Annotated in this window: 10 protein-coding genes; all 10 read right to left on the bottom strand. The window is 38.5% G+C overall.

The window, feature by feature from the left end; genetic code table 11:
• Nucleotides 1-5: 5 nt before the first annotated feature.
• Nucleotides 6-785: a TIGR00282 family metallophosphoesterase gene (locus B9O19_RS06765; protein WP_102365704.1), complete on the bottom strand. Its 780-nt coding sequence runs from the start codon at nt 783-785 to the stop codon at nt 6-8.
• Between the two features lie 26 nt (nt 786-811).
• Complete coding sequence (rlmB, locus tag B9O19_RS06760; RefSeq protein ID WP_102365703.1) at nt 812-1,570, bottom strand: 23S rRNA (guanosine(2251)-2'-O)-methyltransferase RlmB; 759 nt, start codon at nt 1,568-1,570, stop codon at nt 812-814.
• A 38-nt stretch (nt 1,571-1,608) separates the two neighbouring features.
• Nucleotides 1,609-2,562, bottom strand: coding sequence for a polysaccharide deacetylase family protein (locus tag B9O19_RS06755; protein ID WP_102365702.1), 954 nt, complete (start codon nt 2,560-2,562; stop codon nt 1,609-1,611).
• 367 nt (nt 2,563-2,929) lie between these two features.
• Nucleotides 2,930-4,738: an S-layer homology domain-containing protein gene (locus tag B9O19_RS06750; protein ID WP_102365701.1), complete on the bottom strand. Its 1,809-nt coding sequence runs from the start codon at nt 4,736-4,738 to the stop codon at nt 2,930-2,932.
• 1,562 nt (nt 4,739-6,300) lie between these two features.
• The gene (locus tag B9O19_RS06745; RefSeq protein ID WP_102365700.1) at nt 6,301-8,811 is read right to left on the bottom strand and encodes an ATP-dependent Clp protease ATP-binding subunit; all 2,511 of its coding nucleotides are present in this window, start codon (nt 8,809-8,811) and stop codon (nt 6,301-6,303) included.
• A 2-nt stretch (nt 8,812-8,813) separates the two neighbouring features.
• Nucleotides 8,814-9,836, bottom strand: coding sequence for a protein arginine kinase (locus B9O19_RS06740; protein WP_102365699.1), 1,023 nt, complete (start codon nt 9,834-9,836; stop codon nt 8,814-8,816).
• 3 nt (nt 9,837-9,839) lie between these two features.
• Nucleotides 9,840-10,370 carry a UvrB/UvrC motif-containing protein gene (locus B9O19_RS06735; RefSeq protein ID WP_158648930.1) on the bottom strand — a complete coding sequence of 177 codons (531 nt, stop codon included), beginning with the start codon at nt 10,368-10,370 and terminating at the stop codon, nt 9,840-9,842.
• 26 nt (nt 10,371-10,396) lie between these two features.
• The gene (locus B9O19_RS06730) at nt 10,397-10,849 is read right to left on the bottom strand and encodes a CtsR family transcriptional regulator (protein WP_102365697.1); all 453 of its coding nucleotides are present in this window, start codon (nt 10,847-10,849) and stop codon (nt 10,397-10,399) included.
• Nucleotides 10,850-10,992: 143 nt separating this feature from the next.
• Complete coding sequence (locus B9O19_RS06725) at nt 10,993-12,675, bottom strand: ComEC/Rec2 family competence protein (protein ID WP_102365696.1); 1,683 nt, start codon at nt 12,673-12,675, stop codon at nt 10,993-10,995.
• 32 nt (nt 12,676-12,707) lie between these two features.
• Nucleotides 12,708-13,907, bottom strand: coding sequence for an AI-2E family transporter (locus tag B9O19_RS06720; RefSeq protein WP_102365695.1), 1,200 nt, complete (start codon nt 13,905-13,907; stop codon nt 12,708-12,710).
• Nucleotides 13,908-14,150: the final 243 nt, after the last annotated feature.

Raw genomic sequence — 14,150 nt, 5'->3', positions numbered from 1 at the left:
ACACCTCAAATTCTGCTGAACCTAAGTCTTTCAATATCTACGACACTTTTTGTCTTATTATCTATCTCAAAAACACAACCATTAAACCATACGTCTCCGTTTTCTTCTTTTTCAAAACGATAATGCTTTCCTGCATTATAGTAATAATTTAAAATAATTTCTTTCTTAACCCCTAAAATAGAGTCCATTATACCGGTCATCCCTAAATCTGAAATATATCCGGTCCCGCCGGGCAAAATATGTTCATCTGCCGTCTGAACATGTGTATGAGTGCCAAAAACAACTTGAACTTTACCGTCCAAAAAATTGCCCATAGCCAAACGCTCACTTGTTGTCTCTGCATGCATATCAACAACTATAATATCACTTTCAATCCGCTTTAAGAGATTCTCTACAGCTCTGAAAGGACAGTTTGCAGGAGACATATTTACTCTGCCGATAAGATTGATAACCGCAACTTTTGCGTACCCCAAATCCTGTATTATATATCCGCTCCCTTCAAATTCCGGCGGATAGTTCAGAGGACGAATCAGCCTGGGATTTTCTTCAAGCGCCTGTGCTGCTGATTTAGTACCGAAGGTGTGATTCCCCATGGTTATCACATCGGCCCCGGCATTAACCAGCTCATCAGCTATAATAGGCGTTATACCGTTTGTTGCAGCTGAATTCTCTCCGTTTGCAATAACAAAATCTATATTATATTTGCTTCGGATTCTTCCCAAATTCTGATAAACATACTCTCTTCCGGGTTTTCCAACTATATCTCCTATGGCAAGTATTCTCATAAATATTTCTCCTCAAAACAAATCTACTAATTTCTGCGCTGTCTTAATGCTTCATACATTAAAATTCCGGCAGCCACAGACGCGTTTAACGATTCAATCTCTCCTATCATAGGAATCTTAACCAAAAAATCGCACGACTCTCTTACTATTCTGCTCATACCGCTTCCCTCGCTGCCTATGACTATTCCAAGCGGGCCTTTAAGGTCGCATTCATAATGATTCTGAGCCGCAGAAAGGTCAGTCCCAACAATCCACAAGCCTTTCTTTTTCAGCTTATCCAATGTCTGAGAAATATTTGACACTTTTGCCACATAAGTATATTCTACTGCTCCTGCGCTCACTTTCGCCACAGTTGAGTTAAGAGCAACGCTTCTGTTCTTGGGTATTATAACTCCGTGGGCGCCTGCAGCGTTAGCAGTTCTTATTATGCTGCCCAAATTATGAGGGTCGCTCAGCCCCTCGCATATAACTATAAAAGGGGATTCTCCACGTTCTTCCGCACGTTTAAGAATTTCTTCAACGCTCACATAATCGTGAAAAGCAGTCACTGCCACCACCCCTTGGTGATTAGCGCCGTCAGTCATTTTATCCAGCTTTTGCTTAGCGGTAAACTGATAGCGGACACCTTGCTCTTTCGCTATATTTCTGATTTTTCCAATTACGGGATGGTTTAACTTTTCCTGTATATACAGCCTGTCTATTGCACGACCGGATTCAAGAGCTTCAATAACCGGGTTTCGTCCATAAATTTTATCATTTTGACTTACGTAATCTTCATTATTCATAATATTCTTCCTATATGTATTTTTATATTTTTTATAAACTAAGGTTTAACTGAATAATATTCAACACCAGGGTCCAAAGTCCATCCTTTAGCCCTTATCATTTCTTCAACAGTAACAATCTGATATCCTCTTTCCAACAAATCAGGAACCATCCACGAAACAGCTTCTTTTGTGCAGTCAAGCAGGTCATGCATCAATATTATGTCACCGTCGGTAACATTATTCATAACCGTCCAATAAATTGTCCCTGAATTCAGGTTTGACCAATCCAAAGTGTCCAAAGACCATTTTATTATCGGCTGACCTATGGCCGACCTCACCATATCATTTGTTTCACCATGAGGAGGGCGAACCATTTTCAAATCGTCTCCTAAAACAATTTTAGCATCGAGATTAGTCATATTTATTTCATTAACCACCTGATCCCACGAACATTTTGGAAGATGAGGATGATAATATGTATGGTTTCCCAGACCCATACCAAGCTCCTGAGCTCTTTTCAAGGTCTGAGGGTACTGCCATATCATATTTCCTACCACAAAAAACGTAGCCTTTGAATTATATGTCTCCAAAATATCCAATATAGAATCGGTTACCGGAGAATAAGGTCCGTCATCAAAAGTTAAACACACCATAGGTTTTGAAGGATCAATTGTTCTTTCCGGCTGAAGACCAAATGCTTTTTCAACGGCATCCGGTGAAACATAAGCCCTGTCGTTATAAACAACAACCTCTCGTTCAAGCGGAAAATATTCACCGTCTCTATATATAAGACGGCTCCTTAACTTCATAACAGCAACCTGACCGTCTTTTTCAACAGTTAAAGTGTCCTCCGGATACTTATATTCAATTGTTGCACCCACTTCGCCAAAAGCATCTGTTGCAAGCTCAAGCTGGCTGTCATCAACATATGCGTATACGGATATGGTATATGTACCGCAAATTATTAATATTCCAATGAGAAGAAACAAATTTAAGCAAAATCTTTTCAAAACAAATTCACATTCCTTTATAACAAATTTTCAACCAAACAATCGTACTCCTGAATACAAATATATGTCTTTGACCCACATTCAAAATGTTAATTGAAACCGCAATAAAAAATAAATATAATCTATAACTTTAACGGCTTGTTAACATTATCATTTAATTATACTCAGTAAATCCATTTCTCATTAGACTTTTAGTATAGCATAAAAGTTCCTGAATTTCAATAAACAAGAAAAAATACTAATTAAAAAACGACCATTTTGGCAATTATGTATATATTTTTATTATTTATATTATAGTAATTATAAATATATAAAACATAAAATAGCGCCGCCTAAAAATAAGGCGGCGCCATGCTTTTTAAAAAATTTATTTGGAATTGATTATTCCATACAGTCCAAAGAGCATCTTTGATGCTTCAGCCCTTGTAGCCGAATTCTTCGGATTGAAGTATCCATTATCATCACCCCTGGCTATACCTGTGCTGTACATATAAGACACAGCGCCTTCAGCATAGTCGCTTATTTGGTCTGAATCCGGGAACTCGTGCATCTCAGCTGCAGGTGAACCTTGAGTTCTGAATATTATAACGGCAATATCTTCACGCGTAATATTCTGTCCAACGCCAAATGTGCCGTCATCACGGCCTGTAATTATTCCATGTTCAACAGCCGCCGCAATATAAGGTGTATACCAGTCTCCGTTAGCGTCGCTGAATTCTGTGGTTGCGTTCTGATCAACCTGGTATCCCATAACACCAACAATCATCTTTGCAAACTGTTCACGGGTAACAGGCGCACTTGGTTCAAACAATCCATCGCCCATTCCGTTTACAATACCCATATTATAAAGAGCCATGATTGACTGTTCTGCCCAGCTTACTGAACCTAAGTCGGTAAACACAGAATTATTTCCTGGAGCCGGGGTAGGTGTAGCGGGATCTTTTATAACAGGGTTATAAGTATTTCCGCCTGTTCCGCCACTGCCGCTTCCGCTGCCGTTTGAATATCCAAAATTAGCTACAACGGACATTGTACCGCCTGAAATATAATTTGATAGAGCTGACTGCTTAATTGTAACGGTGTTTCCTGAAACTGTTACTGTTTTTCCATTTATTTTAAAACTAGAAAGTGAATATCCATTCTGAGTATTTATCTTAAATGTAATAGAACTTGAGCCGTCGTTATATATTTCGTCAAATGTATCTGTAGTCTTTGAGCTAAAACCATTTACTGTTCCTGAAACAAGTCCTGATATAGTGAGCTTTCCGCCTTTTCCAACAGTAACTGTCATGTCAAAATAGTCGACATCCTCACCGCCCATAGAATCAGATAATTCTTTAAGCTCAGCTGAGACATCATCAAGGTCTTCCTGTGAATAAATAACATCACTCATAGTGCTCTTTGTGGGATTTTTGTCATCAATTTCTTCTTTAAGCGCATTATAGTTTGATTTTAAATCGGACAAATATGCCTTAGCTGATGTAATAAGTTTTTTCATATCTGATATATCACTGGAATTATAATCAGAAGAATTATTAATATATGTCTTAGTATAACTATTTATGTCGGCAGTAACAGTGTCATACTGATCAACTGCGTCCTCGTAAAGCTCGCTCGCTGACATTTCCTCTACTGTTGAATAAACCGTAATATCAGATGCCGGCATAGTAATCGTCTTAGAGAATGAGTTGCTGTCATTACTTATTAAAGAAGTCTTATTCTCTTTAGAATCTACATAATAAGCGTCTGTATATTTATATCCTCTGTCAGCGTTTCCTTTAATTATTACTTTTGAGCCGGAAGCCGCTGCTGAAGGTGATGGAACTATTGTTGACTTTTCTGTCTTATTAACGTTTATGCTATACTTTCCATTCGGCTTAGCCGTTGAAGTCGGCGCCGGAGTTGAGCTTGAATTCGAAGCTGTAGCAGTAGCGGTAGGAACCGGGCTTTCTGATGAATCAGGAGCCTCAGAAGCTTCAGGCGAACTTGTTGGCTCTGCTGAATCAGGAGTTGCTGAAGGTTCTGCTGTTGCTGTTGCCTCCGGGTCTGTTGTATCCGCTGCCGTAACGATATCAGAATTTGTACCGTCTATAACGTCCGCAAAAGATACTATTGGCACAATTGATATAATCATGCATAAAGCCACTGCTAACGCTATGTCTTTTAAATGTCTCATGTTTTTTCCTCCATTATAAAATAAAATTCTATTATGTTTTACCACATATGCCGTCACAAGTCAAGAAAAATCGGCAAATGTTATGTAAAAGAAACAAAGGTAATTTATGGTCCGTCAAATTGTATATTTTTATTATTAATTATGTTTTATATTTTATCTGGACTTTATATTTTGCCTTTAAGTTCTTAACACTTTTTAATATGACTCAGTTTAATACTATTTTGTTCCTGGATTTTTATTAAAATTTTATAAAATAATTATAAACTGGAATTTATAAGGTTGTTTTTTGGTTCTGAACGCAAGCGTGCGGTGGGATTCATCTCAAGCGTTCGCTCCGCTCACCTGCCGTTGTTCATTGATTTTTATTTTTTATTTGAGTTTTTATGTTTTATAAATTTGTTTTTTGGTTCTGCACGCAAGCGTGCGATGTGGATTCACCTCACGCGTTCGCTCCGCTTACCTGCCGTTGTTCATTGACTTTTATTTTTTATTTGGGTTTTTATGTTTTATAAATTTGTTTTTGGGTTGTGCACGCAAGCGTGCGATGTGGATTCACCTCACGCGTTCGCTCCGCTCACCTGCCGTTGTTCATTGACTTTTATTTTTTATTTGGGTTTTTATGTTTTATAAATTTGTTTTTGGGTTGTGCACGCAAGCGTGTGGTGGGATTCACCTCACGCGTTCGCTTCGCTCACCTACCGTTGTTCATTGATTTTTATTTTTTATTTGAGTTTTTATGTTTTATAAATTTGTTTTTGGGTTGTGCACGCAAGCGTGCGATGTGGATTCACCTCACGTGTTCGCTTCGCTCACCTACCGTTGTTCATTGATTTTTATTTTTTATTTGGGTTTTTATGTTTTATAAATTTGTTTTTGGGTTGTGCACGCAAGCGTGCGATGTGGATTCACCTCACGCGTTCGCTCCGCTCACCTGCCGTTGTTCATTGACTTTTATTTTTTATTTGGGTTTTTATGTTTTATAAATTTGTTTTTGGGTTGTGCACGCAAGCGTGCGATGTGGATTCACCTCACATGTTCGCTTCGCTCACCTTCCGATGTTCATTGCTTACTTCATTTTATTATTTCTTTTTATTTTTTTAATTAATATTCTTTGTTCATTTTGTTGATTTTGCCGACTTATTATTTTTTGTTTTATAAATCTGTTTTTATATAATTGTATAATTATACCTATCTTCTACCTCAATTAATTTCTGACTATTCAATCTATATTACTTCTTTATGACGCAGAGTTGAACAAAGATAGCTTAAAATTATATGTTATCTTTCAAACACTGTTTTTAAAATGGTATGCTATAAAAACTTTTATAAGTTTTAAACATATAGTAGCCATATAAAATATACTGTTCAAAATATCAATATCAATTTTTAAAAATGTTTTTTAATTGCGTCTTTATGCACATAACTTTTTAATTTAAAATATTATTATGGTATAGTTATTTTTTTACTTTTAACTAAAATAAAAATCGGCGGACAAAATTGCCCGCCGGTTTTTAATTCAAGGAGTGTAAATACAAATAAATTTGTGTAGTTGTTAAATTAGTTTATACCTCAACCTTTTTTCCGCAGTCAAATTTATCATCTTTATAGTCTATCGTTACTGCGTCTCCGGGTTTAATCTTTCCTTCAAGCATACTTTCCGCAACCATATCTTCTATATCAGACTGGATAGCGCGTCTTAAAGGTCTTGCTCCATAATTATCGTCAAATCCGTTTTCAGAAATCTTTTCAACAGCGCTTTCAGTAAACTCTGCCGTTATTCCATTATCCCTTAGCCTGTTGCCTAAAGATTCCAGCATTTTAACTGCAATTTCTTTAATATTAGACTTAGTAAGCTTATGGAAAACAATAATCTCGTCTACCCTATTTAAAAATTCAGGCTTAAATGCTTGCTTTAGTTCTCCGAGCACATCTTCTTTAATTTGTGCGTAATCCCTCTCGCTCTCGGCATCGTCGTCCATAGCAGAAAATCCCAGCTGTTTTGTTCCTCCGCCGGTTATTAAGCGGGCTCCGAGGTTTGAAGTCATTATGATAATGGTATTTCTAAAATCCACCCTTCTTCCCTGGCTGTCCGTCAGTATACCGTCTTCCAAAATTTGGAGCAGAATATTGAATACATCCGGATGAGCTTTTTCTATTTCATCAAACAATATTACTGAATATGGCTTTGTTCTCACCTTATCGGTAAGCTGTCCTCCCTCGTCAAATCCAACGTATCCCGGAGGCGAACCCACCATTTTGGAAACAGAGTGCTTTTCCATATACTCGGACATATCAACTCTTATAATTGAATCCTCATCTCCGAACATGGCCTCAGCAAGCGCTTTTGAGAGTTCCGTTTTACCAACACCGGTCGGCCCTAAGAATATAAATGAACCAATCGGCCTCTTCGGGTCTTTAAGACCCACACGCCCTCTTCTTATAGCTTTTGCCACAGCTTTAACCGCCTCGTCCTGACCGACAACTCTGCTGTGCAGTATTTCCTCCAACCGGAGAAGTCTCTCGCTTTCGCTTTCCTCAAGTGTTTTTACCGGGATACCTGTCCAGAGTGAAATAATCTCTGCTATCTCATTTTCAGTAACTTCTGAATCTGAGTTCACATTATCCTTTGACCAGTTTTCTTTAGTCTCACGCAGCTTTTCACGCAAAGATTTTTCATCATCCCTGAGTTTCGCTGCCCTTTCGTATTCCTGGGTAGTTATAGCGGCTTCTTTCTCAGCTTTCACCGCTTCTATTTTCTCCTCGATCTCACGCACGTCAGGCGGCGCTGTCATATTTTTCAGTTTAAGCCTGGACGCTGCCTCATCAATGAGGTCAATAGCCTTATCAGGAAGAAATCTGTCTGAAATATATCTAATCGAAAGATTTACAGCCGCTTCGAGTGCTTTGTCAGATATCTTTACTCTGTGATGCGCCTCATACTTATCTCTGATTCCTTTCAAAATCTCGAGGGTCTCTTCAGGTGTAGGCTCGTCAAGAGTTATTGGCTGAAAACGTCTCTCAAGCGCCGCGTCTTTCTCAATATATTTTCTGTATTCTCCAAGTGTCGTGGCTCCAACAATTTGTATTTCTCCTCTTGAAAGCGCCGGCTTTAGAATATTTGCGGCATCTATAGCTCCCTCTGCCGCACCCGCTCCAATTATCGTATGAAGCTCGTCAATGAATAAAATTATCTTTCCGGACTTGCGTATCTCATCCATTGCCTTCTTGAGCCTTTCCTCAAACTCACCTCGGTACTTTGCTCCGGCAAGCATTGACGACATTTCAAGAGTTATTACTCTTTTATCTTTTAATATCTCAGGAACTTCGCCATTTGCTATTTTTTGAGCAAGCCCCTCAGCAACCGCAGTTTTTCCTACTCCCGGCTCACCAATTAAACAAGGATTATTCTTTGAACGCCTGCTCAGTATCTGTATAACACGCTCAATAGCTTTATCTCTACCAATTATCGGGTCAAGCTTTCCTTCACGCGCCATCTGCGTCAAGTCTCTCCCAAACTTCATCAAAGTAGGACAGTCGCTCTTCTGACTGCGGCCTGACTGTTTTTCCGAATTATCTCCGGTTCCATACTGCCCATAACCTCCGTACTGCGAACCGTTTCCAATTGCCTCGCCGTCATCGTCGCTTAGCATATTTAAAACATCCGAATATAGTTTCTGAGGGTTTGCTCCGAGCGAAATCAGTATCTTTGCCGCAATACTGCTGGTTTCCCTAAGCAATGCTATGAGAAGATGTTCTGTTCCGACATAATTATGTCCCAGTCTTCTGGCTTCCACTGCACTGCGCTGAACAACATATTTTGTTCTTGGAGTAAAGCTGTTCGGCATTTCCTTAACAGGCTCGCCTGTTCCGAGCATCTCGCGTATAGCTTCGGTAACATTTTCTTCATTTATATCATTGGACTCTAAAATCTTTGCGGCAACACCGTCGCCTTCTTTTATAAGCCCTAAAAGCATATGTTCTGTCCCAACATAGTTGTGTCCCAGTTCCATTGCGCTCTCAGCCGCCAAATTTATAGCGTTCTGCGCGCTTTCTGTAAATCTGTTCTCAAACATAATTAACACATCCTTTCTTTAATTATCTCACCGCGTTTAAGGTCGCGGGAGAATTCATTTGCAGTGTTATAGTTCTTTATTATATTTGCCGGAAGTATCGAATAGGTAATTTCATTTAATGTCTCATATTTTATATCCTTTATAATTTCCAGAGAAACTCCCAAGCGAATGTCTGATAAACGTTTCATAGCCTCATCCGAACTCATTATAACAGCGTTTTTAAGTATTCCATATGAACGCATTATTCTATCTTCTAGTTTATATTTGTCATTTTTATACAAAAGCCGTCTAAGCTCACGCTCATTTGAAACTACTTCAGAAACAATTTGGTTTAATCTTTCGGTTATATCCTCCTCTAAAACTCCCAAAGTAAGCTGATTGGATATTTGGAATATATTCCCTAAACCTTTTGAGCCTTCGCCGAATATACCGCGGACGGTTAGCCCCAGCTGTGAAAGCGACGCTGCAAGCTCGTTAAACTTACCTGTAAGCACATATCCCGGCAGATGCACCATAACTGACGCTCTCAAGCCTGTTCCGGCATTCGTAGGACAGCAGGTCAGATATCCAAAATCCTTATCAAACGCATAGTCAAGGCTTTCTTCAATATGATCGTCAATTTTATTGGCAGTGTCAAAACATTTATCAATCTCAAATCCCGGCTCCATACACTGGATTCTCAGGTGGTCTTCCTCATTTATCATTATACTCACCCGGCTGTCACCGCTAAGTATCAAACCACGCCTCTTATCATTATTTATCATCTGGGGACTTATAAGGTGGCATTCCGCTATGGCTTGTTTTTCATAATCCTCCATTTTAGAAAGGTCAATAAACTTTAAATCAAGCTCTTCAAGCGTATTATCGCCTTTGTCAAGAAGCGCACCCCTGCATTTATCAAGAACTTCCTCCTGCTGTTTTTCATTGGCGGCAAGAGGGAACGGAACTCCGTCCAAATTGCGCGCCAGCCTTACTCTTGACGACAGTACAACATCTCCGTCTTTTCCAAATTCGTTATACCACATTACTTATTCATCCCCTTTCAGCTTTCTTATTTCATCACGCAGTTCAGCGGCTCTTTCAAACTCCTGTCTCAAAACCGCTGAATCAAGCTGGCTTTTCAGCTTTTCAAGCTTTTTGGATGTTTTCAAAGAACCTCCGGCCCTTTCCGGTATCTTTCCAACATGTTCATAAGTTCCGTGAATCTGTTTTAGCGGACGCAACAGCCTGTCATGAAACGTTTTATAACATTCTCCGCATCCAAGCTTTCCGTTTGAAGCAAACATCTCATAAGTCATACCGCATACCGGGCATTTATTCACCGCCTGCAATATTTCAGGTTCAGCAGCCCCGGGCATATGTCCTCCTGTCAAACTATAAAGAGCAGAAGTCAAATTTCCTAATCCTACGCTGTCATAAAGTGAACCATGTCCCGGAATAATACTGTCCGCAATCTGCTTTGAACAGTCGCGGCATACTTTAAGCCTGCTTTTCTTTCCGTTTATATTACAGTATATATCCTGAACGGCCTCATTTTTTCCGCAAATTTGGCATTTCATAAATATCATTCCTTTCTTTTTCTGATTCAGGCGGCGCTAATCAGCATATTTTTAAGAATCCTTGCTCTGATTTCATCCTGAACCGGCTGTTTAAGCGGCAAAGACTTTTCATTCAGTGCGCTTATAATTATCTTTGCCTCTCTTCCGTCTATTAAGTCATAGTCAAAACAATTTTTTACCATTGCATATGCGTCAGCATATGTTATCCTGTCTCCTATAGAATTTATCACATGCATCAATTTAGCACTTTTGTCTCCGCAGGCAACGGGAGTAATTCTAATATATCCGCCGCCGCCTCTTCTGCTTTCAACCAAATACCCTCTCTCAGGCGAAAACCTCGTTGTAATGACATAATTGATTTGTGACGGCACACAGCTGAATTTTTCTGCAAGCGCGTTACGTTTCAGCTCTATCTCTCCTCCATTCGCTTCTCTAAGCATTTCGTTAATAAAATCCTCTATTATATTACTGAGCTTCATTTCTTAACCACTTCCCTTATCAACTTTCCAGCATAATAATTTGACTTTGACTTTCTTTGACCTTTGTTTTATATTATAGCACGATTTTTTTATTTGTCAATAGTTTTTTGCAAAAAAGTCAAAAAATTTTTTATCTTATAAAACTACAGTTTTTCGGCGTTTTTCGTAGCACTCTTTATCTTTTTTAAAACAAAGGTCAAAAAATAGTAAAATGCGGCGGCAAGTATATAATATACTATTATGCTAAATAAAGACATCTTTAGTCCCGGTACATAACTAAGACCTGATAACTGACCCGCAGTTCCTCTTATTAATCTTAAAAACGGCCTTATTATAATAAGGGACAATAACCCGCTGAGCGGAGGATAAATACAGTAAATTAAAAAGTTAATAAACCCAACCACAAATACTATCATGGTTGACGGTATCACTATTATATTTCCAACAATTGAGCCAATTGAAATTCTTTCGAAATAATACGCCAAAATAGGCATAACTCCTATCTGACAAGCCAGCGGAACCAAAAACGCGTCAAGCAGCCAGGATATACTCTTTACTATATTATTCTTTAAAACTTTGGTGTTTTTAACAAACCTCTTAAACAAAGTCAATTCAAAAATCTTTTCTGACGCTTTTTCCGCTCCGGCTTTCGAAATAGCGGTCAAAGGTCTTGCAAAAATCAACAATGACAGAGTAGCGCTGAATGACAAAATAAAACTTAGGTTAAACACAACATATGGATTGACCGCAACTAATACCAGTGCCGCGGTAAATAAAGACGTCACAGGGTCCGGGTCTTTCATAAGCAGGTACGAAAACAAAAATATGGACATCATAATAACAGCACGGTTTACAGATGGAGTAAATGCGGCCACCGAAGCAAATAATATAAGCACCGGAACTGTAACCGCTATTCTTATTTTCTTGCTGAAAGCCGAAAGGAGCACTCCTAAAAGAGCGCACAAAAATGAAACATGAAGTCCTGACACAGCGGCTATATGCATAAATCCGGACTTTGACATATCTGAGTATAAGTTTTCAGAAAAGTCATTTTTGTCGCCAATTAATATTCCTTTAAGCAATCCGCTTTCTTCACTGCCCGCTAATATATAATCAGCATATTCTGATACTTTTCCGCGAATCATTATACCAACACCGCAGAATTTGTCCCACATAGTTTCTTTCGGCCGGTATTCACTGAAACTGTTGGCATATACGGACATATAACAACCCTGACTAAGCAATTGCCTGCGATAATAAAAATCACCCAACTTTTCCTCAGGTCTGCCGAGTTCAGCTTTAAAGCTTATTCCCATTCCATACCTGACATTGCTGCCGCTGGGCAGATATACTTTAAACTTACTTTTAGGATTCTCAAGCGTCTTGCCGTCTCCTGATATGTATTCCACTCTGACAGTCATACCAACACTCTTGCCGCTGGAGCTTAAAGCAGGCTCAGATATTACTTTGGCATACACCTGCGAGTACACATGGTCAAAATCATTCAGCTTATTATATAAAGCCATTTTATATGCTGCAGGATAACCTATCCCTACGCCTATTGCCGATAGAATACATACGGCTGCAATCAGTCTGTTTAATAAATCCGGCTTCATCCTAAGACTGCGGTCGAAAACCGATATAACTATAAACAAAACAGCTGCGGATAATAAAACTAAAACAGAAATTATTACAGCGGTTCTCCCTCCATTTATCTCATCAAAACCTCCCGTTATTGAAAGAACAAGCGCAAACAAAAAGAAGACCGCAAAACACACGAGATACCGCACCCTAAAGAATGAAAACTTTACGATTTTGCCGGTCATGTATTTCACAGCCTTCCATATTTATTACCGTTTTACTTTTCTGCGTCCTTTGGAGACGTCTTAGACGGTCTGTCAAAAACTTTTTCATCCACAGAGCTAACCGCCTGGGTCATTTCTTTTGTATCCTGATAATCCATTATATCAATCAATATACTTCTGCAAAGAGCAGTGATAGGTACCGCCAGGAAAATTCCAACTACACCGAACAGCCCGCCGCCCAAAAGGATACCGAATATTACCCAGAACGGTTTTATCTGCAGTGAACCTGACAAAAGCTTTGGCTGTATCAGGTTAGAATCAAGCTGCTGCAGAATTATCATCGAAACAACAGCTACGATAGCCAGTGTTAAAGACCCTGTAAACACTGTTATAACACCTGTCAGGACTGTTGCCGTAATAGCCCCGAAATACGGTATCAGATTAAACGCGCCAAGCATAAGAGCCAAAAGCGGCGCGTACTTAACTCCTTCAACAGATAGAATAATAAATGAAGCAATAAATATGATTATCGCATCCACAAGCATACAATAAATATACTTATTCGCAAACTCATTAATTCTGCTGAGATATTTAACCAAGAAATTTCTAGTCTTCTCTCTAAAAAGCAATTTACCGAATCTAAACATGCTCTGTTTAAGATTAGTTCTGTCAATTAATATATAAACTGATATAATTATTCCCATAAACACCTTAAACAGTCCTGAACCGGCGTTTATAACGCCCTGAGCGTATTTGTTCACATTATCAAAATTCAGGTATGACAGCATCTTCTGAAATGAGAAAAACTCATTGTCAAATATTTGCTGTATTGTGCCGTCTCCAATGGTAACTCCCAAATTCAGAGAATTAAACCAGTTAACAAAATCGCCAATCAGCGACGGCAGGTTATTATAAAAATCCATAAGGTTGCTGACTACAGCAGGTATAATCGCAACAAGCGAAAGTACAATTACTGCCACAAACACTATATATATAGTAGAAACAGCAATCGCTCTGCGATGTTTAACCAAAAACGGCGTGGAGCGCTTTGCCAGCAGATTTTCAATAAACCGGCAGGGCACAAGCAGAACATAAGCTATAACAAACCCAATAATAAACGGATATAAAAGCGTTATTACCTCATGAAAGAAGTCTAATATTCTTCCGAAATTATCAAATGTTTTGTAAACCGCGATAACCGCCACTGCAAACACAAATAAACTGAGGTATTTAGTAAGCTCTTTCCACTTCATAATGTTTACCTCCTTTTCTTCATATATTTATATACAAGTTCTTTCTAAAAACAAAATACAAATCTTATACAACCTACCGAATTATACCATATCATAACAAATTAGTAAATACTTTCTTATGTAAAATATTCGACTATATGGTAATTTTATCCTAACTACAGATTTATTAAAAATAATAAAAGAAATTTAAACTTTTTTATATTTTTTTCAGAAAAACATTTGAATTTAATAGAATAGTATGCT

It is taken from the genome of Monoglobus pectinilyticus, from assembly GCF_002874775.1.
Taxonomy (GTDB): Bacteria; Bacillota; Clostridia; order Monoglobales; family Monoglobaceae; genus Monoglobus; species Monoglobus pectinilyticus.
Note: the sequence above shows the minus strand (reverse complement) of the source record. Positions and strands in the feature narration are given on the sequence as shown.